Annotated in this window: 26 protein-coding genes and 7 tRNA genes; 24 read left to right on the top strand and 9 right to left on the bottom strand. The window is 45.6% G+C overall.

From position 1 onward, the window contains the following. Nucleotides 1–39: 39 nt before the first annotated feature. Nucleotides 40–507 (top strand): DciA family protein, encoded by a 468-nt coding sequence (locus tag F461_RS0109290; RefSeq protein ID WP_020000880.1) that lies wholly within the window; start codon nt 40–42, stop codon nt 505–507. Between the two features lie 150 nt (nt 508–657). Here F461_RS0109290 and F461_RS0109285 read toward each other — a convergent pair whose 3' ends face one another. The 4 genes from F461_RS0109285 to dsrA all read right to left on the bottom strand — a co-directional run bounded on the left by F461_RS0109285 (nt 658) and on the right by dsrA (nt 5,031). Continuing rightward, a complete protein-coding gene (locus tag F461_RS0109285; RefSeq protein ID WP_020000879.1) occupies nt 658–2,133 on the bottom strand; it encodes a cobyrinic acid a,c-diamide synthase CobB in 1,476 nt (491 codons plus the stop codon). Nucleotides 2,134–2,239: 106 nt separating this feature from the next. Further along, nucleotides 2,240–2,476, bottom strand: coding sequence for a dissimilatory sulfite reductase D family protein (locus F461_RS0109280; RefSeq protein ID WP_020000878.1), 237 nt, complete (start codon nt 2,474–2,476; stop codon nt 2,240–2,242). 77 nt (nt 2,477–2,553) lie between these two features. After that, the gene (gene dsrB / locus F461_RS0109275) at nt 2,554–3,699 is read right to left on the bottom strand and encodes a dissimilatory-type sulfite reductase subunit beta (RefSeq protein ID WP_020000877.1); all 1,146 of its coding nucleotides are present in this window, start codon (nt 3,697–3,699) and stop codon (nt 2,554–2,556) included. An 18-nt stretch (nt 3,700–3,717) separates the two neighbouring features. Continuing rightward, a complete protein-coding gene (dsrA, locus tag F461_RS0109270) occupies nt 3,718–5,031 on the bottom strand; it encodes a dissimilatory-type sulfite reductase subunit alpha (protein WP_020000876.1) in 1,314 nt (437 codons plus the stop codon). Between the two features lie 524 nt (nt 5,032–5,555). On the opposite strand from dsrA, the gene F461_RS0109265 reads away from it, so the two are divergent. The 4 genes from F461_RS0109265 to F461_RS19580 all read left to right on the top strand — a co-directional run bounded on the left by F461_RS0109265 (nt 5,556) and on the right by F461_RS19580 (nt 9,626). Then, the gene (locus tag F461_RS0109265; RefSeq protein WP_020000875.1) at nt 5,556–5,813 is read left to right on the top strand and encodes a hypothetical protein; all 258 of its coding nucleotides are present in this window, start codon (nt 5,556–5,558) and stop codon (nt 5,811–5,813) included. Nucleotides 5,814–6,172: 359 nt separating this feature from the next. After that, entirely contained in the window at nt 6,173–6,997 is an 825-nt protein-coding gene (locus F461_RS17585) for a hypothetical protein (RefSeq protein WP_051089206.1), read from the top strand. Further along, entirely contained in the window at nt 6,957–8,780 is a 1,824-nt protein-coding gene (locus F461_RS0109255) for a triose-phosphate isomerase (RefSeq protein ID WP_020000873.1), read from the top strand. Before F461_RS17585 ends, F461_RS0109255 begins: the two co-directional genes overlap by 41 nt. Nucleotides 8,781–8,891: 111 nt before the next feature. Beyond that, the gene (locus tag F461_RS19580; protein WP_020000872.1) at nt 8,892–9,626 is read left to right on the top strand and encodes a septal ring lytic transglycosylase RlpA family protein; all 735 of its coding nucleotides are present in this window, start codon (nt 8,892–8,894) and stop codon (nt 9,624–9,626) included. 90 nt (nt 9,627–9,716) lie between these two features. Here F461_RS19580 and F461_RS0109245 read toward each other — a convergent pair whose 3' ends face one another. After that, a complete protein-coding gene (locus F461_RS0109245) occupies nt 9,717–10,007 on the bottom strand; it encodes an integration host factor subunit alpha (RefSeq protein WP_020000871.1) in 291 nt (96 codons plus the stop codon). Between the two features lie 32 nt (nt 10,008–10,039). Then, a complete protein-coding gene (locus F461_RS0109240) occupies nt 10,040–10,456 on the bottom strand; it encodes an HIT family protein (RefSeq protein ID WP_020000870.1) in 417 nt (138 codons plus the stop codon). Nucleotides 10,457–10,726: 270 nt separating this feature from the next. Here F461_RS0109240 and F461_RS0109235 point away from each other — a divergent pair, with 270 nt between their 5' ends. Beyond that, complete coding sequence (locus tag F461_RS0109235) at nt 10,727–11,746, top strand: radical SAM protein (RefSeq protein ID WP_020000869.1); 1,020 nt, start codon at nt 10,727–10,729, stop codon at nt 11,744–11,746. Between the two features lie 185 nt (nt 11,747–11,931). On the opposite strand, the gene F461_RS0109230 is transcribed toward F461_RS0109235, so the two are convergent. Then, entirely contained in the window at nt 11,932–13,296 is a 1,365-nt protein-coding gene (locus F461_RS0109230; protein ID WP_020000868.1) for an outer membrane homotrimeric porin, read from the bottom strand. 465 nt (nt 13,297–13,761) lie between these two features. Between F461_RS0109230 and F461_RS0109225 the strand changes: the two genes are divergently transcribed. The 18 genes from F461_RS0109225 (at nt 13,762) to F461_RS0109140 (ending at nt 23,241) form a co-directional block, all read left to right on the top strand. After that, nucleotides 13,762–13,837: transfer RNA gene (locus F461_RS0109225), tRNA-Val, on the top strand. Nucleotides 13,838–13,844: 7 nt separating this feature from the next. Further along, nucleotides 13,845–13,921, top strand: a tRNA-Asp gene (locus tag F461_RS0109220). 300 nt (nt 13,922–14,221) lie between these two features. Next, the gene (gene map, locus F461_RS0109215; RefSeq protein ID WP_020000866.1) at nt 14,222–15,100 is read left to right on the top strand and encodes a type I methionyl aminopeptidase; all 879 of its coding nucleotides are present in this window, start codon (nt 14,222–14,224) and stop codon (nt 15,098–15,100) included. 87 nt (nt 15,101–15,187) lie between these two features. Next, nucleotides 15,188–15,817, top strand: coding sequence for an RluA family pseudouridine synthase (locus F461_RS0109210; protein ID WP_020000865.1), 630 nt, complete (start codon nt 15,188–15,190; stop codon nt 15,815–15,817). A gap of 176 nt (nt 15,818–15,993) precedes the next feature. After that, nucleotides 15,994–16,069 (top strand) — tRNA-Val (locus F461_RS0109205). Nucleotides 16,070–16,083: 14 nt separating this feature from the next. Beyond that, nucleotides 16,084–16,160: transfer RNA gene (locus F461_RS0109200), tRNA-Asp, on the top strand. A gap of 47 nt (nt 16,161–16,207) precedes the next feature. Next, nucleotides 16,208–16,283, top strand: a tRNA-Val gene (locus F461_RS0109195). A 309-nt stretch (nt 16,284–16,592) separates the two neighbouring features. Further along, complete coding sequence (locus F461_RS0109190) at nt 16,593–16,967, top strand: Rid family detoxifying hydrolase (protein WP_020000864.1); 375 nt, start codon at nt 16,593–16,595, stop codon at nt 16,965–16,967. Between the two features lie 251 nt (nt 16,968–17,218). Further along, nucleotides 17,219–17,294 (top strand) — tRNA-Val (locus F461_RS0109185). Nucleotides 17,295–17,300: 6 nt separating this feature from the next. Continuing rightward, nucleotides 17,301–17,377 (top strand) — tRNA-Asp (locus F461_RS0109180). Nucleotides 17,378–17,820: 443 nt separating this feature from the next. Further along, complete coding sequence (locus F461_RS19500; protein WP_020000863.1) at nt 17,821–18,195, top strand: DUF134 domain-containing protein; 375 nt, start codon at nt 17,821–17,823, stop codon at nt 18,193–18,195. Nucleotides 18,196–18,253: 58 nt separating this feature from the next. After that, nucleotides 18,254–18,814 (top strand): NifB/NifX family molybdenum-iron cluster-binding protein, encoded by a 561-nt coding sequence (locus tag F461_RS19495; RefSeq protein WP_020000862.1) that lies wholly within the window; start codon nt 18,254–18,256, stop codon nt 18,812–18,814. Then, nucleotides 18,814–19,668: a nucleotide-binding protein gene (locus tag F461_RS0109165; RefSeq protein ID WP_020000861.1), complete on the top strand. Its 855-nt coding sequence runs from the start codon at nt 18,814–18,816 to the stop codon at nt 19,666–19,668. Before F461_RS19495 ends, F461_RS0109165 begins: the two co-directional genes overlap by 1 nt. Further along, nucleotides 19,661–20,524 (top strand): 4Fe-4S binding protein, encoded by an 864-nt coding sequence (locus F461_RS0109160; RefSeq protein ID WP_020000860.1) that lies wholly within the window; start codon nt 19,661–19,663, stop codon nt 20,522–20,524. The genes F461_RS0109165 and F461_RS0109160 overlap by 8 nt, the downstream gene beginning before the upstream one ends. Nucleotides 20,525–20,570: 46 nt before the next feature. Beyond that, nucleotides 20,571–20,969, top strand: coding sequence for a NifB/NifX family molybdenum-iron cluster-binding protein (locus tag F461_RS0109155; RefSeq protein ID WP_020000859.1), 399 nt, complete (start codon nt 20,571–20,573; stop codon nt 20,967–20,969). Nucleotides 20,970–21,417: 448 nt separating this feature from the next. Next, a complete protein-coding gene (locus F461_RS0109150; protein ID WP_020000858.1) occupies nt 21,418–22,239 on the top strand; it encodes a hypothetical protein in 822 nt (273 codons plus the stop codon). A 15-nt stretch (nt 22,240–22,254) separates the two neighbouring features. Beyond that, nucleotides 22,255–22,914 (top strand): RluA family pseudouridine synthase, encoded by a 660-nt coding sequence (locus tag F461_RS0109145; protein ID WP_020000857.1) that lies wholly within the window; start codon nt 22,255–22,257, stop codon nt 22,912–22,914. Nucleotides 22,915–23,004: 90 nt separating this feature from the next. Next, on the top strand, nt 23,005–23,241 hold the full coding sequence (locus F461_RS0109140; protein ID WP_020000856.1) for a hypothetical protein: 237 nt from the start codon (nt 23,005–23,007) through the stop codon (nt 23,239–23,241). A 48-nt stretch (nt 23,242–23,289) separates the two neighbouring features. Here the strand turns inward: F461_RS0109140 and F461_RS0109135 are convergent, their stop codons facing one another. Together F461_RS0109135 and F461_RS0109130 are read right to left on the bottom strand one after the other, a co-directional pair. After that, nucleotides 23,290–23,508 (bottom strand): hypothetical protein, encoded by a 219-nt coding sequence (locus F461_RS0109135; RefSeq protein WP_020000855.1) that lies wholly within the window; start codon nt 23,506–23,508, stop codon nt 23,290–23,292. Nucleotides 23,509–23,749: 241 nt separating this feature from the next. Further along, nucleotides 23,750–25,102, bottom strand: a complete 1,353-nt coding sequence (locus F461_RS0109130; protein WP_020000854.1) for an NAD(P)/FAD-dependent oxidoreductase — start codon at nt 25,100–25,102, stop codon at nt 23,750–23,752. Between the last annotated feature and the right edge of the window lie 25 nt (nt 25,103–25,127).

The following is a 25,127-nucleotide window of genomic DNA, read 5'->3' as shown; positions in this document are numbered from 1 at the left end:
GCATCCGGAGGCTGTCGTCTCCCCAAGTTGAGAGGAATTATGGAACACCACGCAAGTAAGATGCTTACTAAACTTCTGTACGAGAAGGGTGGGGACCGCAACATGCCACTTGTGCCTTTATGGCAGAATTGGGACATGGTCATGGGCGAAGATCTGGCAGAACTTGGTCGACCGCTTGGGCATAAGAACCGTACGATCATTATAGGTGCTGAAGATAATATGGCTCAGTATGAGCTTTCTGCACAGACGTATGAAGTTCTTGAGCGTGTGAACGCATTTCTTGGCAAAGAGATGTTTGATACTGTGCAGGTTGAATTGATGCAGGGAAGAGAGTCCTTGGACAACCTTACTATACCGACATTTGAGAAAGCGCTTCCTAAAATCCCACCGCGTCCTGATGATCTGGGGAATCTTGAACACATTTTTGATCCTGAATCACCTGTTACCAAATGTTACAAGAAGTATGTGGCAATGTATGACGGGAAAAAAGACGAATCAGAAGATTGAGGTACTGGTATTTATCGTAGTTCGCACGAAAGGAGTGCCGAAGCTAGTTTTGCAGTTAACTTTAAACCTAAGCAGCCAGATCATGGGTAAGTGAGTAGACTTCCCTAGCGTGGTGGCAAAGGGCAGAACCCTTTAGCTGCCGCGGACATGTTATTGGGCAGTAGTCACAGGCGTTCCGGATTTGAATTCCTGAGCAGCTCGAACAAAGTTAACAGCCCAATGTGGTTCGCCTAACGCGAATAAATGGGTGTAGGATGCAAAAACATTCTTGTAGATGAGCCCGTCTAAACGCTCTCCCATGCCGAAGCCTTTTGACAGACGAAAGCCAAATGTCGGCTGTTCGTTTTCGATGATACACTTTGAATAGTGGAATTCATGCCCGCGAACTACAGAACCCAGCGGATGATATGGATTGGCTTTAATCACTTCTGCATCAATGTAGCCAAGCCCTTGAGGCTGTTTACACAGTTGGGTTTGGACTGGAAGCACGCCTGCCATAGAGGATGTGCTTTTTTCTTGAACAAGAGCCTTGGACAGATACATAAATCCGCCGCATTCGGCGTAAATTGGCATTCCGCTTTCTGCGAGTCCACGTACGTGTTCGCAGATTTTTTTATTTGCAGTGATGGATTCATGCATCGTTTCAGGGAAGCCTCCGCCTAAGTATAAGGCATCAATCTGCGGCCAGTCCTTGTCAGATGTGATTGAAAGACGAACCAGTTGTGCACCTGCATGCTGTAATGCCTGTAAGTTCTCATCATAATAAAACCATAAGGCGTCATCATGCACATAGCCGATGCGCGGGGCCATTGTCGGTTTGACTTCCGGACACAAAGGCATTGTCGTTGCGCATGGAGTGTCGATTGTAGGCGTTGAGTTTGCCCCTGTGATTGCTTGTTCGGCTATATCCCAGACATTTGGCTGAGTGGAAAATTCTGGTGCAGCAGATGCGATCTCCCACATCATTTCTACATCAAGATGGTCTTCTATGATGTCTGCAACTTCTTCAAGAGCGGAATTTGTTCCAGCGTATTCTGCGTTGGAAATAAGCCCCATATGTCTTTCTGGGATAGGGTTATGTTTAATTTTAGGCAGACAACCGAGTACCGGCACATCCGTGTAGTGTTCAATTGTTTGCCGTAAAATGGAACGATGGCGGTCAGTTGCTGTGCGGTTAAGAATAACGCCAGCTATGTGAAGGTCATCTTCAAAGTTAAGCATGCCGGTGAGGATTGCTGCGGCTGTACGGGTCATTTTTGTGCAGTCCATAGCAAGGATAACCGGCGTGTTAATAATACGGGCTAATTCTGCAGTGGAGCAGGTTCCAGTGATATCTTTACCGTCGAACAGTCCCCGATTGCCTTCAATAAGCGCTCCTTCGTATCCCGCTGCGGCTGTAGCGAACAAGGCTTTAAGGGTAGCGTTATTTAAAAGATATGGGTCAAGGTTGGTACAAGGGTGTTGTGAAGCAAGTGCCAGCCATTTTGCATCAATGTAGTCAGGCCCTTTTTTGAATGGCTTAATACATTTGCCTTTACGACTCCAGGCTCGGGTCGTGCCAAGACTGGTAATGGTCTTTCCTGTACCGCCGTTAAGGCCAGCTATAATGAGTCTGGGAAGGGTCATACAATGCCTTGCTGCACACGTTTGCTGAGGTTTGAATTGAGTCTATAAAATAGAAAGAGCGTATGGACCAAAGTCCATACGCCTTACGCTCTGTTGAACGAAGAAATTAATCTTCGTGTTCAGCTGCAGCCTGTTTGCCTGCGCCTTTAAGACCGTACATAGTAGTGGAACCGGAAGACCAGTATTCCATTACTTCGGATTTAACGAGAGCTGACAAGATTTTTTTAACTTCACGTGGTTTCATCTCTGGGAAAAGAGGAAGGAAGTCGTTGAAGTAAAATTTAGATTTGCTCTTAGATTTGGACTCAATGAAGTCAACGATAATTTTAGTTGATTCTTCCATGGGAAGCCCCTTTAGCGTTTAAGCGTTAAACCGGACGAGGGAATCCCTCGTCCGGCGTAATTACAAAGTAACGTTGCTTAGAACTTGAACTGGGTAGTCTGACGCCAGGTGTAGTAAGCGTGGTCACGGAAGTCATCAATGAGGTGCTGGGTGAACTCGAGGCCGGTGAGTTCGAAGAACTTTTCCCAACCAATGCGTTCAATCCAGTCGCCAAGACGCTCGTATTTCATAGCGTGGTCAGCGTAGATGTCAATGATGTGTTTGATTTTCTCAGTAAGTGTAGGCCAACGAGGAGTTTCGTTAGGAATGTATGCTACAACTACTTTAGAGAATTTAGGCTGGGAGATACGGTTAGAAACCTTACCACCAACCATGATTACAACGCCGTCACCTTCACCATCGGAGATAGGAAGAGCAGGACACATAGTGTAGCAGTTACCACAGTACATGCAACGTTCATTCTTAATAGCGATGGTGTTGATTTTCTTACCTTCGAGTTCAACCTTGCTAGGACGAACTGCAGCGGTAGGACAAGAAGCAACTGCAAGAGGGATCTCACAAAGCTGGTCAGTCCACTCGTGGTCGATCATAGGTGGTTTACGGTGAATACCTACGATACCGATGTCGGAGCAGTGTACAGCACCACACATGTTGAGACAACATGCGAGGGAGATACGTACAGGAGCTGGGAGACGATGATTCTGGAAGTCTGAGAATACTGTATCCATAACAGCTTTAACAGGACCAGAAGCGTCAGTTGCAGGGGTGTGGCAGTGTACCCAACCCTGAGTGTGAACGATGTTGGAAACACCAGCACCGGTACCACCTACAGGGAATTTGGAAGAGCCACCGTCGAATTTACGAGCAGCGAGGTCTGCTTTAAGAGCAGCTACTTTATCTTCGCTGTCAGTCATAAATTCAACGTTGTTACGGGTTGTGAAACGAAGGTAGCCGTCACAATGTTTGTCAGCAATTTCGCAGATTTCGCGAATGTGAGTAACAGACATAAGACGTGCAGCACCTACGCGTACGGTAAATACTTTATCACCGGATTCACCAACGTGTACCAGTACGCCAGGCTCGAGGATTTCGTGGTATGCCCACTTACCTTTGTTAGCCTTGATTACTGGAGGAAGGAATTCGGTAAATTCACGAGGGCCAATATCAGTGATACGGCCTTCCATTGGTTTAGCTGGATTGTAACCAGAAGAGATGAATGCCATGTTATTGTACTCCTCTTCTTAGCGCTGGTGGCGCTTACGGTATTCGTTGATGTCGCGGTCCCAACCACCAGGTACTTCTTCTTCTTTGAAGAAGATGTATGGGTTGTGACGAGGTTCCTGAACGTTGTGAGCAGATGGTTCCTGACCTACAACTTCGAGGAGTTTCTGGAGGGAAAGACGACGCATAGTCTCACCGAGACGTTCGCGGTTTTTGCCTTCTTCCATCCACCAATCCCAAATGTTTTCTACAACTTCTTTGATTTCATCAAAGTCGCCTTTAGCTTCAACAAATGGAACTACGAGTGAGGACATCTGTGCGCCATCGAGAATAGGTGCTTTTGCACCACAAAGGATGGATGCGCCACGCTCATCACCGATATGGAGAGCACGAGGCATGGTGTTGATGCAATGCATACAACGAACACATTCAGAACGATCGATAGCGAGTTTGCCACCTTCCCACTTCATAGCAGCGGAAGGACAACGGTTGATAACTTCAGCTTCGATGTCGAATGCACCCCAATCTTTACCGGAGTGTGCGCCTGCGTTTGGCTTGAATTCGCCAGCAACGTAAGCAGCTACAGCTTCCTGATCGATTTTGATGCTGTCTTTCCAAGTACCAACAACTGAGAAGTCGGAACGAGCCATAGCAGCTACGCAACCGTTAGGACAGCCGTCGAACTTGAATTTAAACTTGTATGGGAATGCTGGACGGTGAAGTTCGTCCTGGTATTCCATGGTCAAGTTGTAAGAAGCAGCCTGGGTATCGTAACAAGCGTATTCACAACGGGACTCGCCGAGACAAGCAGCAGGAGTACGCAGGTTAGAACCGGAACCACCAAGGTCGTTATCCATGTTATGAGTAACTTCCCAGAAGATTTCTTCAAGCTGAGGGGTGGTAGTACCGAGAAGTACGATGTCACCAGTTGCGCCGTGCATGTTGGTAAGACCAGAACCACGGAGATCCCAGATGTCGCAAAGCTGACGGAGGAAATCGGTGGTGTAGTATTTACCAGCAGGCTGGTTCAAACGTACAGTGTGGAAATGTGCTACGCCAGGGAACATCTCTGGCTGGTCACAGTAACGACCGATAACACCGCCGCCGTAACCGAATACGCCTACGATGCCGCCGTGTTTCCAGTGAGTTTCACCGTCGTTGTAAGAAAGTTCCAGAACACCGAGGAGATCGTCAGGACAATCTACAGGGATCTGGTAATCAAGGCCTTTAGGGTTAGCAGCACGCATTGCTGCTTCCTGCTTAATGTCGGATACGAAACTTGGCCAAGGGCCGGTTTCGAGCTGATCCAACATAGGAGTTGCGTGTTTCGCCATTACCTTACCTCCACAAAAAGTTGGTATGTGTTTTTACACCAGACACTTTCCATCCCACCGCAGGCGATCTGAGGAGCGGTCAAGATGGACGCACCTTACACGGAGTAAATCTGGTCTAAGATTTTGTTCCTGAAAAAGGGCGTGATTTTTTGGACAAAGTTATCTCTTGCTAGAAAGAACGCCTTGATTTGTCAAGTGGATTTGACAAGTTTATGTATAGCATCATCTATTTGTAAGTTGCAGAAAAACAACGCAAACCCCGTGCTGTGCGCTGACAATTTGAGTTTGCAGTAGGGGGGTAACGTAACGAACTTTCATAAAAAGAAAGTACATATTATCATATGTTATTTTTTTCACAACCTCGAGAAGGAAAGAAAATGATAACAAGAACAAGGTGTAATAAAATGTAAAACAGGAGGTGGGAAATTATTTTGAACGCTAACTTGCGAAAAACGGATACTCGCAGACTTGACCTTGTTGCTTAAATAAGGTCAAAGCCACACAAGAACTAAGTGAGGTTTGCTATGAAAGATCAGCTTGGACACTACTATCATCCCGCGCCGAATGATAAAAAAACCCGTGTATACGTGCGTCGTAACGCCGATGATATCGAATTTCGTCTTTGGCGTTTGGATAACGAGCAGGTTTGGGATCAACATGGTTGGGTGCCCTACGAGGCAATCAAGCAAGCTGCAGAAATGTATAAGGGAATGGGAAGAGATGTCGACCCTATGCTTTTTTATGACATTTCTGTCGCAAAGGTTTTGCTTAACGAGAATTAGTAGCCTTTAAAGGCAGTACAAAAGGTTTTGTACCTAGTGTACAACTAACGGCAACCCCGGGTATTCAGGTGTTGCCGTTATTTTTTTGTCTAGAAAAATTAGAATGAAATGCTTGTATAATAATGTTATTAATTAGACGTAATGATGTTTTTAGTGCGCAGCCCTTAGGTTAAATCATAAAGTGAATTTTGATCGTAAAATATGTTGCACAGAATGCGTATCAATTGGATACTCAACGAGTTCTGATGGTTGGTTCAGTTGTCCACTTGCTTAACACAGTGGGGGCTTTGTGTAGTGCTTGGTTTTACTTTTTTGTAAAACCATGTATTGTGATCGATGCAACACGAGATGAGGTGATCATGTCCCGCCAATGGATAGAAGCCAATAGAGAAGAATTTGCGCGCGATATTCTGCGTGATTTTTGTATGGTATCGAGCATACTTGAAAAGCAGTTTATACGTTTTGCAGACTCTGGTGCGGTTTCGTTTACACAAGTGCGTGACTTGCTAGGTAGCACCATGAACAAGGGCCTGCTTTGGCGCTTGAAAGATACTGCTCATCATTTGCTCAGAACAGACGCGCAGGCTCCTGTAGTAGCAAAAGCACTGGACTGGGCTATCAGTTATGTATTCCACGAATGCATTAAGCTGAAAGAGGATGCCTACCAGCAACAGCATTATGCTCCGATGTTTAAAGCATTGGAGCAGCCCGCAGCTGAAAATGGCATCCAGGATGTTGTGGAGCCTTTTTCACAGCTTCTTGGCGAAACACGAGAGAGTATGTCTCGAGAAATTGCCCGTATCTCTTTCTTACTCGCACGCTGCAATACGCTTTTTTGCATCTATTGCGCACATAACAAAAAAAATCTTTTGGTTGCCCGGCTATTATTTTCTCGTAACAGCTTGGTTAAGCGTGTGTTCGGGAAAGATTATGACACATTAATTTCTTCTATTTATGGAACGATGCCGGAAGAAATGTACATTCTGGCAGCAGAAGGGCTTTTGGAAGGAGGACGCCTTGATGAGGCGTTAGAGGCAGCTACAGAAGCAGAGCAGATAAATCCTGCGTGTACCAGAGCTGCTACCGTGCGCCAAAAAATTGAAGAATTGTTAAAAGATTCGTCTCCAAGGAGGGTAAAAAACTGTGACCTTGTTTCATCTAAATCGCGCGACATCGAAGCTTAAACTTGAGAACCTTGAAAAAGGTGAATATTATCGCGATCTGTTTCCTTATAAGCAGATTAGCCGTATCGCGTTTGATGATGTTTTTGTGGCACCGCGCCCGGCGGAGCCAATGTTCATCACCGATACAACATTTCGGGATGGTCAGCAGGCAAGACCTCCGTACACGGTAAAGCAGATTGAAACTATTTTTGATATGCTGCATAGGCTTGGTGGCAGAAGCGGATTGATCCGTGCCTCTGAGTTCTTTATGTACTCTGATAAAGACAAGCGTGCCATTGATGCCTGTCGCTCCAGAGGCTACAAATACCCGGAAATTACCGGATGGATTCGTGCCCATAAGGATGATCTGAAAATAGCTAAGAGTATGGAATTTAAAGAAGTAGGGATGCTTACTTCAGTTTCTGATTACCATATCTACTTAAAGCTTGGGCTTGATCGTGAACAGGCAATGCGTAACTACCTTGAGGTTATTGAACAAGCATTGGCTTGGGGCATTTCTCCTCGTTGTCATTTTGAGGACATTACCCGCTCTGATATTTATGGATTCTGTTTGCCGTTCGCAGAAAAGCTGATGGAGCTTTCCCGCCAGAGTGGACTGCCGGTTAAAATTCGAATGTGTGATACAATGGGCTACGGTGTCCCGTACTCTGGAGCAACGCTCCCGCGTTCTGTTCCTCGTATTGTACGCGCGTTTACAGATGAAGTCGGTGTGCCGAGTGAATGGTTGGAATGGCACGGACATAACGATTTTCATAAGACGTTAGTTAACGCAGTAACAGCATGGCTGTATGGCTGTGGTGGCGCTAACGGAACGTTGCTCGGGTTTGGTGAACGTACCGGTAACTCGCCTATTGAGGCGCTTATTATTGAATACATATCTCTTACCGGTCACGATGAATCCGCTGATACCCGTGTAATTAGCGAAATCTGTGAATATTTCGAAAACGAGCTTGAGTACAAAGTTGCAGATAACTATCCGTTTGTCGGGCGTGATTTTAACGCTACGAGTGCAGGTATCCACGTGGATGGCCTTGCTAAAAACGAAGAGATTTACAACGTCTTTGATACCAGCCGTCTTCTTAACCGTCCTGTACCGATTATCATCACAGATAAATCCGGTAGAGCCGGTGTAGCCTACTGGATTAACCAGACACTTAAACTTACAGGTGACAATGAAGTTTCAAAACGTCACCCATCCGTAGGTAAAGTGTACGATAGGATTATGGAAGCGTATGAAAATGGCCGATCCACTTCTGTTTCTAACAAAGAAATGGAACGCCTTGTGCGCCGCTATATGCCGGAAATGTTCCGCACGGACTTCGATAACCTTAAAGAGGTTGCACATAATCTTGCGGCTACACTTATTTCCAAATTGTCAGTGGATTGTAACGTTATTCTTGCAAAAGAAAACTATGGTTGCCTGACAGACTTTGTACAGGACTATCCGTTTATTCAGTATCTGTATCTGACGGACAAAGACGGTGGTCTGATTGCTTCGGAAATTACTGATATGCGGTTTAAAGAAAAGTATGAAGTGCTTGATATCGGGTATGACTTCTCATCCAGAGAGTGGTTCCAGAAGCCGATTCAGACAGGCAAACTGCATATTACCAACTTGTACACATCGCATTTTACAGGGCAGCTTATTTTGACGGTTTCAGCCCCTGTTACAGATGGTCACGATAATATTACAGGTGTGGTCGGTGCAGATATTATGCTTGAGCAACTTTTACAGCGCGAATGCGAGCTGGAAGAAGGAAAAAAGCCCGAAGTACTTTGTTAGAGAACGTAAAGACGATAAAAGGACGCATGTTGCCTCTTGCAGCATGCGTTCTTTTAATATTATAGCCAATGAATATTCTTTCTATGATGTATTACGTACTAGGAGTATTCTTTGCGAGTCTTTATTTTTTCGCTTTGTATTGCATGTCTCATATCGCTTGTCGGGTGTGGAAAGAAGCACATAGCTTCTCCGCACAGACAGTCAGCGACTACCTCTACCAAAGCTAAATCTGCCGGTTCATATGCTGTATGGGGAAAACGCTACAATACGTTGGCCTCATCTGAAAATTTTGTGCAGTTCGGCAAAGCGTCCTGGTACGGTAAAAAATTTCACGGTAAAAAAACCGCTAATGGTGAGCGCTACGATATGTACGGCATGACTGCTGCGCATAAAAATTTGCCTTTTGGTACTCTCGTACGTGTAACAAACATAGAGAACAACCGTTCTGTTGTTGTTCGTGTTAACGATAGAGGGCCTTTTGTTGAAGGGCGTATTATTGATTTAACACACTCGGCGGCACAGAAACTTGGTATGCTTGGCCCCGGCGTTGTTTCGGTTAAGCTGGAAGCTATCGGCGGGCCTAATCATAGTACTGTGGCCTCTGCTCCCAATAAAACCGGTGGAACATATTATGTTCAGGTTGGTTCTTTCGGGGATAAATTTAATGCCCAGACGCTCCGGAAAAAAATAGTTCAAGAGGGACGTTCCTGTCGGTTGTATCAGGATATAAGTTCCAGTATCTGGAAGGTGCACGTTGGCCCTTATTTAACCTATACAGCCGCTGAGCGTGCAAAGCATGCTCTTGGTAATGAGTTTTCCGGTGCTTTTATTTTTGCTGGAAAGTAGAAACAAAAAAAACCCGCGTAATGCGGGTTTTTTTGTAAGATGTAGGCACAGTGCAGATGCAGAGTGTGCCTGACAATTCCGTTCTGAGAACTAACCGTTCAGTTCAGCGCGGAATTTGCGGGACAGGCGGAATACTACAACCTTACGCGGAGGCAGGGTAATAGTTTCGTCTGTCTGCGGGTTGCGGCCCTTACGAGCTTTTTTGTCGTAAGCTTCAAGTTTACCGAATCCGCTGATGAGAAGTGCGTGATCTTTTTTGATTGCACTCTTCATGATATCCAACAGGGATTCTACGAGGTTTTTAACTTCTGCGCGGTTCCTGTCAGTCTTTTCGTAGATAGAATCTACAATGTCAGCTTTTGTAAGGGTTTTCCCTTCCATGTTATCCTCCCATTTTCGTGGGGTAACGGCTCTTATATGTGCTGCCGAATGCTGGTGGCTAAATGCTGTGCCTCTTCAATAGAGTCGTATGCTGCCTGTGGCCAATGCTTCAGCCCATCATCACTGAAGCGGGGAATCAGGTGCCAGTGAGCATGGAAAACAAGCTGACCGGCATCTGGATGGTTGTTCATGAATATATTCAACCCTGTTGCCCCTGTAGTGGCAAGTATAGCTTTGCCAACAGTCTGTTGTGTGCTGATGATGGCAGGGGCAATTTCAGCAGGAATATCAAAGATATTCGCATAGTGCTGTTTAGGAATAATAAGCGTGTGGCCTCTATTTACCGGACCAATGTCTAGAAAAGCCAGTACTTTGTCGTCTGAGTAGATTTCTACACACGGAATTTCGCCATTAACGATCTTGCAAAAAATACAATCGTGAGTACTCATAGGGCTGTAATGATTTTTTGTTACATTGTTCAGGTAATAGGCTGGATGATTTTATCTTTTCCAGTCACGTGTCGCGCTGTGTATATACTCAATGTGTACGAGCAATCAAGTTTTTTTACGTAATTTTATGTGTTTACACTGTTGATGTGTTGTTCGGCACTTGTTTAAAGGGCCGCTGTGCCTGAATCTACGGGTCTTTTGCTCGTTTTGAGGTGGTATATATTTTTTACACGGAAAATGTAAAAAAAAGATTAATACATAAAGGCGGTTATGTCAGAAATGATTTTCTCTCACCCAGAACCTGCGAGAAGCAAGACTAGAATCCTGCCAATTTTTATGCCTTTTGCCGGATGCAGAACCCGATGTGTATATTGTTCTCAGACGATTCAAACTGGGACAGCTGAAGCGCAATTGAAAAATATTTACAATTTTTTGCAACAAATTCTCGAGAATGCAGAAGATGATGCCGCATTTGAGGTCGCATTTTATGGTGGAACGTTTACCGCACTCCCCTTCGAATGGCAGAAGCGGCTTGTTTCGCTTGCCGCACATTTCAAAGAGTCTGGAAAAGTTTCAGGCGTGCGCTGCTCTACCCGTCCAGATGCGGTAGACCGGGAGCAACTATTGCTCCTGAAGGATCTAGGGCTGAGGACTGTCGAACTGGGCGTTCAAAGCTATAATAACACAGTGTTAGCTAATAGCAAGCGTGGATATACTGAAGATGTGATTGTAAGTGCTTGCAATACTGTTATAAAGTGTTCACTTGATCTGGGCGTTCAATTGCTTCCGGGACTTCCCGGAATGGATAGCAAGATATTTCAAGATGATATTCGAAAAACGTGTTCCATCGCTCCGGCAGTTGTTCGTCTCTATCCGTGTCTGGTTTTTGAGGATACCGTTTTGGCTCGCTGGTTCGCTCGAGGAGAGTATGCACCATGGGCTTTAGACGAGACTGTGGGAGCTCTTGGTGTGGGCCTGCTTGATCTCTGGCGGCATGGTATTCGTGTCATTCGAATAGGAGTGGCTCAGGAGGATGGATTAACCGATAGCCTTGTTGCAGGGCCGTTCCATCCCGCAATGGGAAATATGGTTCGTAGCGAAGCTCTGAGATGTTTGATTGTTGAAAAGATGCAAATGTTAAATAAGCCTTTTTCAAGATTGTTTTTTCCCAAACGCTACCAAGGAGAACTTTGGGGCTACAAAGGGGCTCATAAAGCCTTTTGGAAGTCGCAAGGGTTGACTCCTGAGAATGCATTAGGCTGGAACCTGCCTGTTTTTCAAATGGATTGATGTTTACTGAAGTGTGATTGCATATATGCCGCAGAACACTGGCGTGAACATTATGAGATGATATATCAGCATATTACAAAAAGTGATGTGCTGATTTTTTTTACATTAAAAAGCCGGAGGATTAAAATCCTCCGGCTCGAACTGTGTTGTTTGCGCGTGGCTATGCGCTGACCACTAGCTATTAACTAGTAAGAGTACTGGAAGCCGAGAGCGGCTTTCCAAACAGCTTCTTCGTCTGAAACAGACTCATAGTCTGGGTTTAAGTAACCAAGTTCTAAGATAGCTGCGAGGTTTTCGTACATCTGCCAGTTAGTATCGATGTTGAATTCCCAAGCACGGTCTTCGTCAGTTGGGAACTGATCAACTGCACCAGTGCTGGAGTAATCAGAGGTGCCCTGCATCCATGCAACTTTAAAGTCATGAGTTACGTTTTCAATAAAGGAAACTTCAGTGATGCCGAGAACAACACCCATGGTGCCGATACCGGAAGTTGTGAATGCGTTATCTGTGGTGTCGTAGAAGCCGCCGTCAGTACCAAGGTTGGTAAGAGCGAGGCCGCCAGCAGAGATTTCAGGCAGTAAGTTGCCGTCACTGTTCAGGCCGTCTTCATCACCGGAAGAGTACCAGAGGTCAAGAGTAGGAGTGAAGGATTCCATTTTGTAATCACCATGGAGGAGTACATAGAAACCGCTCTGTTCTCTGATAGAAGCTACTTCTGGGTTTGCAGCTGCGTTAGCAGCGGAAATACCGGCGTCGTCAGATCTGCCCCACATGAAGTCCATAGCAAGGTTCAGATTTTCCCAGTAGTTAGACTTAGCGGAAAGACCAACATACCAAACGTCGCGATCTTTTGTGCCAAGAAGGTTAGTTCCGTCTGTGGAATGGATGTCAGCATTGCGGCCTATAGTTGCATAGGCAGCGTAAGGAACGATAGTTACAGGTTCGAAGTTTAAACCTGCGATAAGAGCAAATACATCGTATTTGTCGTTGCTTGTGTTACCTAAGTTTCTAGTATCAGCAGCACGAGCCCAAGCTGCTACAACGTTATACTGATCTGTGAAAGCGTAGTTAGCAACTACAGCTGCTACGTCATCGTCGAGAACAGGGTTGTTGTTAGCAAGAGATGGAAGTGCGAGGCCTTGGAGACCCATGCGGATAGAAAGAGCAGTGTTAGGCATCTGGTAGTCGATGTACATGCGTTTAGTTTCAACGTTAACGCCGTCGGTACCAAGTGCGCCGCCGCTGCCCGGGCCTGTACGTCCAGTGAGTGGTCCAGCGCTGCTTCCGCCGCCTTGGCCCCAGTAAATGCTGCCGACTTCAAGGTAGTAAACACCTTTCAGAGATTCGTTAGCAATGATGTCAATTTTGGTACGCAGACGCTGGAGAGCTTGGAAGTAGTCACCATTGTCAGCACTTATTGGATCAGGATTGTCCAAAAACTCGAAGGCCATGTCGAGTGTACCGGAAACTTTAAATTCGGTAGCTGAACTTGAAGCTACGGCGCTAAATACCATAGCACAAGCAAGCATCAGGATAATAATGCGTTTCATGTGTAAAAATCCTTCTTTCTTTAAGACTGCTAAAAGATTGTGGTCAATAATCTTTTGAGATTGTGGTCAATAATCCCAACACAGGTCTGAAGCTGTTGTAGCGTAAAAGAAGAAGTGTGCACAAGTTTTTTCTCATTATATTAAGTAATTATAATAGGTCTCTAATGCCTTAAGCCTGAAGTTGCGGGGCTTTCTGTAGGTAAAAAAAATTAAACAGGACTAGATTTGTGCTGTTGCGTGAACGTACAATGAAGAACCGTTAGATTTGGCGTAAAGCTAGAGAATTCGCAGGGATTCTGGGGAGTGATGCATAAAGAAAGGAGAAAATGAAAAAAAGACTTGCAGGCAATTTTGAAATTACGTAAAAGCTCTTTCGCTTGAGGGGAACAGCTTTTAGCAAATACAATTGTATTGAAAAAAGTTGACTCGTTGAGCCGGATTCACTAGTAAGTGTTTTCTGAATATGGGCGGTTAGCTCAGTTGGGAGAGCATCGGCCTTACAAGCCGAGGGTCACAAGTTCGAGCCTTGTACCGCCCACCATTTATGCGGAGCCGTAGTTAAGTCGGTTATAACGCCGGCCTGTCACGCCGGAGGCCGCGAGTTCGAGTCTCGTCGGCTCCGCCATTGGAGTCAAAAGGGTTACACAAATGTGTAACCCTTTTTTTGTCGTTCGTTATTGTTATTGATTAATCCGGCATGAGCCGTTTGACTTGCCGTCCTGTTTAGCCGCTCCCTGCATTGCTCACTTCTTCGGGCGTTGTACCATTCTTAATGGTTTATCACCTGCCACTACATAGCTTTCAATGTGTTGTGTGCATCTTGAGCCTGTTTCCTTAATTTCTGCCAGTGCTTTTCAATTGTCGCTTTTTTTGTAACCATCATTTCTCAGGTACAATTTGTCACAAAATCTTCAGGAGACCACTGATGAATACTAAAATAGGACGTAACGACTCCTGCCCGTGTGGCAGTGGAAAAAAATATAAGAAATGCTGCATGGGTACAGAAAAAGCAGAGAGTCTGACTTTGCCTGAAACCATGCTTAATCGCTACAAGGTCCGGCTCAAGACGCCGGAACAGGTTGAAGGTATCCGTCGTTGCGGCAAGCTGGTTATGCAAACTTTCGAGGTCGTCAGGGATCTGATTCGTCCCGGTGTACAGACTGAAGATATTAACAGGGCGGTGCATGAATTTACTATTAAGAATGGCGCACGCCCTGCCCCGTTGAACTATCATGGGTTCCCAAAAAGTGTTTGTGTCTCGCCAAACGAAGTTATCTGCCACGGAATCCCTGGAAATGATGTCCTTAAGGATGGCGATATCGTCAACGTAGATATCACCTCAATCCTTAACGGCTATTATGCTGATTGCAACCAGACATTCTTTGTTGGGACGCCATCTGCGGATGCTCGCAAAGTCGTTGACGTGGCTCGTGAGTGTCTGCGTCTCGGACTCGAACAGGTCAAGCCTGGCAAAATTGTCAATGACATATCTGGTGCTATTCAGACCTATGCCGAAGGACAGAATTGCTCTGTTGTCCGTGAGTACATGGGGCACGGTGTTGGGTTAGACTTTCACGAATCTCCTGAAATTCCTCATTTTCGCTCTCGATGGGGCAACGTCCCTCTTGTGCCGGGTATGACTTTTACTATTGAGCCGATGGTTAACCTCGGCAAAAAGGACGTCCGTTTGCTTGATGATGGCTGGACTGCCGTTACAAGAGATGGTTCCCTTTCTGCCCAGTTTGAGCAGACTCTCGTAGTCACCGAGAACGGTTTTGAGAGTCTGACACCGTTCGAGTTGTAAAAATTCACTACGCAATACGTATACCCTGCGTACCTGTTTGCTTTTCTTCGCAGCAGAAGCGTTTATAAAGTTATTTTTGGAGCACTTATGTTTTCCCTTACCTTTCTCTACGAAGACACTAAGCTTGTGGTAGTGAATAAACCCAGTGGGTTACTTTCTGTTCCGGGAAAAGGGGAAGACAATCAAGACTCCGTGGAAACTCGCATTCGAGAGCGGTATCCGGAGTGCACCAAGATTCCTACTGTACATCGACTGGATATGGACACCTCGGGGTTGCTTGTGCTGGCGTTAACAAAGCGTGCAAAGCGTGAGTTGTCCGAACAATTTCAAAGCAGAGAAGTGAGTAAACGGTACATTGCTCTTATAGAAGGGCGAATTATTGAGGAAGGTGGCACTATCTCTTTGCCTCTACGGATGGATTTAAATAACCGACCGTATAGTGTTATAGATCCAGAAAATGGCAAACCAGCATTAACAGAGTGGCGTAACCTTGGTGTGGAAGGTGCGAATACACGAGTCGAGTTTATTTTGCATACAGGCAGGACCCATCAATTACGGCTGCATGCGCGTTATGGGTTGGGCTTTCCTATTGTGGGAGACCGATTGTACGGAAATGGCTCGCTTCCGGGGCAGATGAAATTGCATGCTGCGTATTTGCGTTTTGTCCATCCCAAGACAAAAGAAGTGATGAAGTTTCATTCTGAGCCTGATTTTTAGTGGGAACTGATACTCGTTAAATTGATTTGGTTAAAACTCGGCTACACTCCTGATCAACTTGCAGGGAGACCTGCATCTTTGGGGCTTGTATAAGATAGGAAGATAGAAAAAAACTTTTTTGAAGCTTTTTGGTTGACACCAGAGCGGGTTTTCCCTAAAAAGTGTCCTCGTTGAACGGGCGGTTAGCTCAGTTGGGAGAGCATCGGCCTTACAAGCCGAGGGTCACAAGTTCGAGCCTTGTACCGCCCACCATTCAATGCCAATGCGGAGCCGTAGTTAAGTCGGTTATAACGCCGGCCTGTCACGCCGGAGGCCGCGAGTTCGAGTCTCGTCGGCTCCGCCACTTTTTTGTGAAGCGGACTTTAGTCTTGCTTTATATCTGAAAATTTCGGGCGGTTAGCTCAGTTGGGAGAGCATCGGCCTTACAAGCCGAGGGTCACAAGTTCGAGCCTTGTACCGCCCACCATTTTTTGGACTGGATTTTTTCCAGTCCTTTTTTTTTGTTCAATTTCTCATTGTAACAATCCCTGAAAACAAGACGGATCGCAAGTTGGGTCAACCTTTGTGTTGTTTCTACTTCTGATAACTAGCGGGTTACGTGTTGTTTTCAAGGAAAATCCGTTGAAGTAATGTTTCTTCCATATTATGTTATAGAATAGAGTAATGCTGAACACTTTGTCATAGGAATACTGTCAGGCAAAACAACTTTGCGCGTTTCGTATAAGAATTGTCTGTTGTATTTTTCATTATATTTTTATTTTTGGAGAAAGACACAATGGCAACCGTAATTATGAGTGAAAAAGCACCTGCAGCGGCTGGTCCGTACTCTCACGCAGTGAAGGCCGCAGGTCTTATTTTTACAGCAGGACAGCTTGCAATTGATCCTGCAACAGGCCAATTGGCTGAAGGTGCAGAAGCTCAGGCGCGTCAGGCGCTTACTAATGTTAAACATGTTCTGGAGGCCGCAGGCACTTCATTGGATAAAGTTGTTAAAGTTTCTGTTTATGCAACTAAATTAGAGTATTTTGCAGACCTTGCAAAAGTATACACAGAGTTCTTTAATGAGCCGTTCCCTGCACGCAGTGGGATGGAAGTATCCCGTCTTCCAATGGGGTCTATGTTTGAGATTGAAGTGATCGCTGAGAAGTAAGCTTTCAGGCTTGATTTGTTTAACAGTGAGTTCTTTAGAATAGATATATGTGAAAGCATAGACGGCAGTGATTGTATGTTGCTGCCGTTTTCTCATATTTTTCGAGCGCCGGGGTGGTACATTGAACTGCGCCACCTTATAATGTTCAGGCTAAGCTGTTTCTAGTACCTACTGTAGTTCTGAGAAAAAATGTATTGAAATTCGATTTTCTGTTGACTTCGAAAGACGGTACATATAGATACTTCTGCATCGGGCGGTTAGCTCAGTTGGGAGAGCATCGGCCTTACAAGCCGAGGGTCACAAGTTCGAGCCTTGTACCGCCCACCATTTTGCGGAGCCGTAGTTAAGTCGGTTATAACGCCGGCCTGTCACGCCGGAGGCCGCGAGTTCGAGTCTCGTCGGCTCCGCCATGTAAATTTAGTCCTCATACATTGTATGAGGACTTTTTTTTATGCCTATTCTTTGGTTTTAAGGATGCATCCCGTTAACTATTAGAAAATAAAAGCCTTCATACAGTTCTTTGTATGAAGGCTTTTATTTTGCTAAGTCTGAGCCAATGCTTGTGCCGCCTGGTTTTTCATTGAATATGACTTTGCTGCAGGAGTGTTGGGACAATAAGGATTCCACCTTGAACGGATTTGAAAATTTTTGTCCATAAAGAGGAAATGTCCCTTCAGAGAGTTACTAGGATATCGTTTTATTCTTCTGCTTAAAAAGCATAAAAAAGTTTTGAGCGTATGTTCATAATAATTAGATGGTTATACTTTTTTTTGAACCTACGCTCATTTTTTGTATTGACTTTAAACAGTGGATGCATAAATTGTGAGTACTTACTAACCGAACAGGAGAATTTGTGGGCAGACGAAAAATAACCCGTGTTGTCAGGAAGATGCCTCATGTGGTGTTTTATAAACCGCAGGGAATTCCAATGATGGACTTAACAACAGTAGAGTTATCTGTGGATGAGTTTGAAGCACTGCAGTTGATTGATGCTGAGGGTTTTTTACAAGAAGAAGCTGCCACACAAATGGGTGTTTCTCGCCCAACGCTTGGACGCATTTTAGCAGGAGCGCGAAAAACAATTGCTACTGCTCTTTCTGAAGGATGTGCGATCCGGGTTGAAGGTGGAGACTATAAATTTGAAGCAGACCTACAGGCTAAGAACGAAGCAGGACAGCCTTGTTGTTCTGGTGGTAAGCAAAAGATAGGTGACCCCGACAACATTTAGTATGTTCGTGGCGTTAAAAACCGTTTTCTGATGCATGGACATCACCAAGGAGTAACATATGGAATCAGTTAAATTAGCAATCAGCACCAATGGCCCAACACTTGATGATACCGTAAACCCTCGTTTCGGACGAGCACCTGGTTTTTTGATTGTAGATTCTCAGAGCCTTGAGTTTTCTTACTTGGATAACGGTCTTTCACAGACAATGTCTCAAGGCGCTGGCATTCAGGCTGCTCAAAATGTAGCAGGTAGCGGCGCAACGGTTGTGCTTACCGGCTATGTTGGTCCTAAGGCTTTTACAGCACTGGAAGCAGCGCATGTCCAAGTTGGGCAGGACGTTGAAAATATGACAGTACGTCAGGCAGTAGAAGAATTTAATAAAGGCAATATCACAATTGCTTCTTCACCTAATTCTCAGGGCAAAAGTGGAATGGGTGGCGGTGCTGCTCAGACTTCTCAGCAGCCTCAGGGCGCGGGACAGGGTGCCGGAATGGGCGCTGGTCGTGGTCAGGGTGCAGGCCGTGGACAAGGTGGACAAGGCGGCGGACGCTGTGGCGGTCAAGGTGGCGGTCAAGGTGGCGGTCAAGGTGGCGGTCGTAGAGGCGGAGGTCGTATCTAGTGATTATTGCAGTGGCCAGCGGTAAAGGTGGTACCGGTAAAACAACAGTTACTGCTGCGTTAGCAGCAAACTGGTCCCCCCCTGTTGCTGCGGTAGATCTGGATGTTGAAGAACCTAATCTTCATTTATTTTTACATCCTGAAATCACCGGAACAGAGAAAGGATATATCGAAGTCCCTCAAGCAGACGAGGGGATGTGCACCTCTTGTGGAGCCTGTGCTGAGTTGTGCCAGTTTAAGGCAATTGCATTAATTGGGGATACGTTATTAACCTTTCCTGATATGTGTCATGGTTGTGGCGGTTGTATTGCTGTGTGTCCAACCGGTGCATTAACAGAGAGTTCACGTGAATTGGGCGAGCTGTGCTATGGCACTTCCGGTGATATTGCGTTCCATATGGGTAGGCTTCGCATCGGTGAGGCTATGTGTCCTCCACTAATGAAGCTGGTTAAGCGCAAGGTCTTTTCAATGTATGAAAATGATTCTCGCGATATAATTATAGATTCTCCTCCCGGTGCAAGCTGCCCTGCAGTTTGTGCAGTCGCAGATGCAGACTGTGTGGTGCTGGTAACGGAGCCGACCCCGTTTGGATTTTATGATTTTAAAATTGCTTATGATGCCTTTGCGGTATTTAACAAACCTATGGGTGTTGTTGTGAATAAAGCTGGCATTGGTGACAATCAGGTGTATACCTTCTGCAAAGAAAATAATATTCCTATATGGGCGGAGATTCCGTTTGATAGAGGCATCGCAGAAGCTTATTCTGTGGGAGCAGTCATTACAGATGCAGTCCCTGAGTTGAAGCCTGTGTTTGAAGAGCTGATTTGTTCTATTCAGGAGTCCGTCCATGCATGAAATTCTCATAATCAGCGGTAAGGGCGGAGCCGGTAAAACAACAGTTACCGGTGCGTTTGCCCATCTTTCAGAAAATGCAATCTTTTGCGATCTGGATGTGGATGCGCCGGATTTTCACCTTATCAGCCAACCGGAGCAATATGAGAGTCATGAATTCTGGTCCGGTTATGAAGCGCAGATAAGACAGGATGATTGTGTGCATTGTGGTGTCTGTTTAGAGCCTTGCCGTTTTGACGCAATCAAATTAGAAGGTGAAACCTATACTGTTGACCCGATGAAGTGTGAAGGCTGTAAGGTCTGTGTAGCTTTATGTCCAAGCGATGCTATTGATTTTAATTTAAAGAAATGCGGTGAATGGTACAGATCAAAAACTCGGTTTGGGCATCTGGTTCATGCGCAGTTGTACCCCGGAGAAGAAAACTCCGGCAGGCTGGTGGCGCTACTTAAAGACGAAGCTCGTAAGACTGCCAAAGAACTTGGCTATGAGATTCTGCTTGCAGATGGTGCACCGGGTATTGGCTGTCCAGTTATCAGTTCTCTTTCCGGAACAGATCTTGCCGTGTTTGTAACGGAGCCGACCCCCTCAGGGTTGCACGATTTAGAGCGCGTCGCTGCATTATGTGACCACTTCCGTGTTAAAGGATGTGTGGTTATAAATAAATACGATTTAAATATCGGCATGACAGAAAAAATTGAATCATTCTGTAAACAGAAGGGATACCTCGTTGCGGGTCGAATACCGCATTCTGATGCTGTTACAGCAGCTATGGTGGAGCGCAAGACTGTCACGGAATTTGATTCAGCTATGTACTCTGATTTTGCCGGTATATGGAACAATGTACTCTCACAGCTGTAAGTACCCCTTTCAGCATCCAATTTTGACATATTAGAAGGAGAAAAATATGTCCTCAACTCTCGTAGCAGTTCCGTCTGCAGTTCCAGGTGGATTAGAAGCAGGCGTAGACGCACATTTTGGTCATTGCCAGATGTACACCCTTGTTTCTGTAGAAGACGGCAATATTGCTAATGTTGAAGTTATCCCGAACATCCCGCATGAACAGGGTGGCTGCATGGCTCCTGTAAACTACCTTGCAGAGCACAAAGTGCAGGCAATCATTTCCGGCGGTATGGGTATGCGTCCTCTGATGGGCTTCCATCAGGTTGGCATTGAAGTTCTGCATGGCAATGGTGCTGTAAGTGTTCAGGATGCAGTAAGTGCATTCATCGCTGGCTCCCTGCCGCGCTTCTCTCAGGAATTTACTTGTGGTGGCGGAAGCTCTGACGGCTGCGGTAACCACTAGAAACAGATTGTGCAGGGAGGAAGCTGCTGTCGGGCTTGAAAAGAGCACTGCAAAGTTAGAACTTCTAACGTTGCATTCCTTGGCCGTGCCCATCCTCTGTACTTTTTTGCAACGCAAACGATAGCAATATCGTGTAACCGCCGGAGTTGTTTTAGGTAAATCGATATGCTCTGTTAACGATTATTGCTGCATGGCACTGCGCCACCGCAAGTTCTCATCGACCTGTAGAGTCTTTTGTTAGATATACTGATTTTATCCGGTAGGTTTGCGACAGAAAAAACGAGGTGAATTCACCTCGTTTTTCTGCGTTTACAGGGTTGCAGCTATTTTGCCGTGCCTGTTCTTATATTCTCCGGCCTATCTTTCCTTGCTGTTCTTGCTTTCAGTGCCTATATACCTTGCGGTGCAGAACGATGAATTTTGCCATATTGACCGCTAGGAGACGTTCGTGTTTATTCCTCTGGATACGTGTACAGATGAATTTTCTGAAGAAGCAGCTGCATTCGGGTATTGTCCCGTATGTGGTGTTACGCATTCGTTACCGTATGGTGCGGCAAAATTCTATGCACATAAATTGCGTCAGGAGTTGGAAGCCAAGGGTGACATGCTTCTTGCGATTCCTGACGGGGTTGCAGAACAGCAGGAGCTTCAGGCCCGGTTGGATGCTCTTGCAGGAAATTCACGTTACAGCACGGACTATTTATGGGGCAAAGCGCTTGGACAGATGCTCGGCATTATGGTGTGCAGGAAGCAGGACGGCACTGTCGGTATCGTTCGCGCCTTTTCCGGCCAGTATGACAGAGTATACGAAATCCCCGGCTGGGCACCGCCTGTAATGGATTTAGTCCGATACAATGCGGTGAACTCTGCTGGAAATAAAATTGTTAATGAGTACACTGACCGGATCAATATTCTGGCTCCTTCCGAAAAAGCGTTGTTACAACAGCTTAAGCAGGAGCGCAAAGCTCGATCTCGCTCTTTGATGAATGAATTGTACGCATTGTATATTCTGGGGAATTTTAAGGGTGAGAAAAAGCCCCTTAAAGAGGTGTTCCACAGCAAGCAGGGGATGCGAACTGGCACAGCAGATTGTTGTGCTCCTAAACTGATTCATTATGCACAGCAGAACCAGTTGACTCCGCTGGGGATTGCAGAATTTTTTTACGGGGCTGAAAATAAATCGCAAACGCGGCAGCACGGTATGTTTTATGAAGCGTGCGAAGAAAAATGCCAACCGATTCTCGGCTTCATGCTTTGCGGCTTACAATAACTTTTGGGTTGATATATGTTCGATAAATATGATGCATCGCATCTTTCAATAGACGTTCTGTACGCGGATGAGCACTGTGTAGTGGTGTACAAACCCGCAGGATTACTTTCTGTACCCGGGAAAGGGCCGGAGAAGGCAGACTGTGTTGTAAGCCGTGTGCGGGAAATGTTTCCTGAGTGCATTGAGCATCCTGAGGCACATCGTCTTGATATGTCCACGTCTGGTATTCTTATTCTGGGGCTGACAATGGATGCCAAGCGGAATTTGTCTACAGAGTTCCGCGAACGCCGGGTTGGGAAAAAGTACGAGGCTATTCTTGACGGCGAAGTGCGCGGGGAGAGCGGTACAATTGATCTGCCGTTGCGTCTGGACTGGTTTAATAGCCCCATTCGTATTTATGATCCGCTTCAGGGAAAACGTTGCATTACCTTGTGGCAAAAGCTGGATTATACGGATGGAAAAACTCGTATCGCATTTGATCTGATTACTGGACGTACGCATCAACTTCGCGTGCATTCTTCCCATAAATTCGGGTTGGGGTGCCCTATTGTCGGAGATAACCTGTATGGTACACGTAATCCTGGTGAACGTCTTATGCTGCATTCTCGCTATTTAAAAATTGCGCATCCTGTTTCCAATGAAATATTGGAATTTGACAGAGCGCCTGATTTTTAATTTGCGAAAATTGTGACTACCTTGCAATTCTGTATGACTTGTGAGTTGCGCGGTTGGAATAACGTGCGTTTGCACTTCGGGAGGATAGTGATGCTGACTTTTAAGTGTGCTGCTTGCCGCAGAAAGCTCTGGAAGTATTTTAAGATAGGTAAAGGTGAAGTTGTCCGGTGCCATAAAGATCGAATAAAAAAAATTTTTGAGATAGATGAGCGCGATGGCAAAGTATTTTGCCTGTGTGGACGTCCTATAGGTGTGGATAAAGAAGGGCATTACAGGATGATCCGCAATGCCTGTACATATTCCGGAACAAAAGATCCGAAGAAATAAAAAAGGAAAGGGTACCCTTTCCTTTTTTTATACTTTGCTGATTTTATTCTAAACTTCTTCTTCCAGTGCTTTTTTCATAATTTCAATCACACTGCCGCGTTCCTGCGCAAGCCGCTTCCATTTTTTCTTTTCTTTCTTGATTGCTTCAACGGTATGGAGCAAATCACGAATTGTATGGGCAGGGTAGCCGTTGTTAGGCTGTTCTTTGTGCAACTCTTCATCATTGCGTTGGCGCAGTGCCCTTAGTTGATTAGCATTTAAAATCATAAGCACATCCTCTCGGGTTGATGACAAACTAGTACATGGGCTACGCATCCTGTGAATCCGTTATCTAGTGCGTTTCCCTTTGCAATGTGCTGTCTCAATCTGCCTAAAATGGACTTTGTAGGCGACCAGTGTCTTCTACCGGCACAATTAGGCAGTATTGCCATGGTGTCTATCAAAGAACCATCAGTATGGCTGTATACTGCCTGTACTTTTGATACTTATCAACCTGAGCCGGCTATATTTATTTTTCTTTTACAGAACGGTTATTCAGTGCTGAACCTTCAGTGCTTGAGGCTTCGTATTCATCAGCCTTCCCATGGGGAATAGTATCTTTTGCCTTGGGCAAAATTAAGCGCACGCCACGTTCAAAGCATATATATTCTGCTGCCCAGTTTATGAGTACTATAACTCGGTTACGGAACCCAATAAGGTACAGTATGTGTATTATCAGCCACGTTATCCACGCGAAGAACCCCGTGATATTCAATTTTCCAAGATGTACGACGGCGCTCGAACGGCCGATGGTGGCAAGAGAACCTTTGTCGTGGTAGGAAAATGAAGTAAGCTCTTTGCCTGCAAAATGGTTTATGAGATTTTTAGCGACCAGTATGCCCTGCTGAATTGCATTTGGTGCAATTGTGGGGGCGACCAATATCCTGTCACCATCCATAGGCAATGCCATATCTCCGGCAACAAATACTTCCGGATGATCAGTCAGCTGTAGGTTTGGATTTGTTATGATACGGTAGGCACGGCCAAGAGGCACCCCCATTTTTTCGGCAACCTTATTGCCGCGGACACCCGCTGTCCAAAGAACCGTGCGGGTGGGAATGACCTCGCCGGACTTCAAAGTAACTTTGTCTGCTTCCACTTGGACTACGTGCTGATTATAGTAGCCGTGAACACCAAGTTTTTTTAACCGCTTTTTGGCATAACCGCGTAACTTTTCCGGGTAGCCATTAAGAGGACCGTCTTCCCCTTCGATAAGCATAATTTTTACAGTATCTTTTTCCAGACCTCTGAAGTCTCTGCGCAGGGACGTGTTGGCAAGCTCGGAAAGGGCTCCTGCATACTCGGTTCCTGTAGGGCCGCCACCTACAATTACGAATGTAAGAAGTTGTTCGCGTATTGCAGGGTCGGTTTCATGCTGTGCGTATTCAAAGCAGGATAAAATGTGGTTTCGTATGTCGATGGCCTCTTCTGCACTTTTCAGTGAGAAGGCAAATTCATCCGCACCGGGGACACCAAAGTAGCTGGTAACACTTCCCAGAGCGATAATAAGGCCGTCATAAGGGATTGATCCGACATCACTGAGAAGAACCCTCTTGTTTAAATCAAGTCCGGTAACCTCAGCCATGCGGAATTCGACATTCAGCATTTTGCGGAAGGTTCCACGAAGCGGGTACGTAATTTGCTCCGGCTCAAGACCGGCAGACGCAACCTGATAAAGTAACGGTTGGAATAGATGATAGTTGTTACGGTCTATGACTGTTACTTTATATTCATCATGTTTGCTGAGCTCTTTTGCTGCCCAAAGTCCGGCAAAACCACCGCCTAGGATAATAATGTGTTTAGCATCGTTGTTTTCTGACATTGGTACACCATTGTGTGTGATTATC

It is taken from the genome of Halodesulfovibrio aestuarii DSM 17919 = ATCC 29578 (assembly GCF_000384815.1).
Classification (GTDB): domain Bacteria; phylum Desulfobacterota; class Desulfovibrionia; order Desulfovibrionales; family Desulfovibrionaceae; genus Halodesulfovibrio; species Halodesulfovibrio aestuarii.
This window is presented reverse-complemented; position numbering and strand designations above follow the sequence as displayed.

Coding starts and splice junctions, on each gene's coding strand:
- F461_RS0109290 (WP_020000880.1), top strand. CDS start 40: ATGGAACACCACGCAAGTAAGATGCTTACTAAACTTCTGTACGAGAAG.
- F461_RS0109285 (WP_020000879.1), bottom strand. CDS start 2,133: ATGACCCTTCCCAGACTCATTATAGCTGGCCTTAACGGCGGTACAGGA.
- F461_RS0109280 (WP_020000878.1), bottom strand. CDS start 2,476: ATGGAAGAATCAACTAAAATTATCGTTGACTTCATTGAGTCCAAATCT.
- dsrB (WP_020000877.1), bottom strand. CDS start 3,699: ATGGCATTCATCTCTTCTGGTTACAATCCAGCTAAACCAATGGAAGGC.
- dsrA (WP_020000876.1), bottom strand. CDS start 5,031: ATGGCGAAACACGCAACTCCTATGTTGGATCAGCTCGAAACCGGCCCT.
- F461_RS0109265 (WP_020000875.1), top strand. CDS start 5,556: ATGAAAGATCAGCTTGGACACTACTATCATCCCGCGCCGAATGATAAA.
- F461_RS17585 (WP_051089206.1), top strand. CDS start 6,173: ATGTCCCGCCAATGGATAGAAGCCAATAGAGAAGAATTTGCGCGCGAT.
- F461_RS0109245 (WP_020000871.1), bottom strand. CDS start 10,007: ATGGAAGGGAAAACCCTTACAAAAGCTGACATTGTAGATTCTATCTAC.
- F461_RS0109240 (WP_020000870.1), bottom strand. CDS start 10,456: ATGAGTACTCACGATTGTATTTTTTGCAAGATCGTTAATGGCGAAATT.
- F461_RS0109235 (WP_020000869.1), top strand. CDS start 10,727: ATGTCAGAAATGATTTTCTCTCACCCAGAACCTGCGAGAAGCAAGACT.
- F461_RS0109230 (WP_020000868.1), bottom strand. CDS start 13,296: ATGAAACGCATTATTATCCTGATGCTTGCTTGTGCTATGGTATTTAGC.
- map (WP_020000866.1), top strand. CDS start 14,222: ATGAATACTAAAATAGGACGTAACGACTCCTGCCCGTGTGGCAGTGGA.
- F461_RS0109210 (WP_020000865.1), top strand. CDS start 15,188: ATGTTTTCCCTTACCTTTCTCTACGAAGACACTAAGCTTGTGGTAGTG.
- F461_RS0109190 (WP_020000864.1), top strand. CDS start 16,593: ATGGCAACCGTAATTATGAGTGAAAAAGCACCTGCAGCGGCTGGTCCG.
- F461_RS19495 (WP_020000862.1), top strand. CDS start 18,254: ATGGAATCAGTTAAATTAGCAATCAGCACCAATGGCCCAACACTTGAT.
- F461_RS0109160 (WP_020000860.1), top strand. CDS start 19,661: ATGCATGAAATTCTCATAATCAGCGGTAAGGGCGGAGCCGGTAAAACA.
- F461_RS0109155 (WP_020000859.1), top strand. CDS start 20,571: ATGTCCTCAACTCTCGTAGCAGTTCCGTCTGCAGTTCCAGGTGGATTA.
- F461_RS0109145 (WP_020000857.1), top strand. CDS start 22,255: ATGTTCGATAAATATGATGCATCGCATCTTTCAATAGACGTTCTGTAC.
- F461_RS0109140 (WP_020000856.1), top strand. CDS start 23,005: ATGCTGACTTTTAAGTGTGCTGCTTGCCGCAGAAAGCTCTGGAAGTAT.
- F461_RS0109135 (WP_020000855.1), bottom strand. CDS start 23,508: ATGATTTTAAATGCTAATCAACTAAGGGCACTGCGCCAACGCAATGAT.
- F461_RS0109130 (WP_020000854.1), bottom strand. CDS start 25,102: ATGTCAGAAAACAACGATGCTAAACACATTATTATCCTAGGCGGTGGT.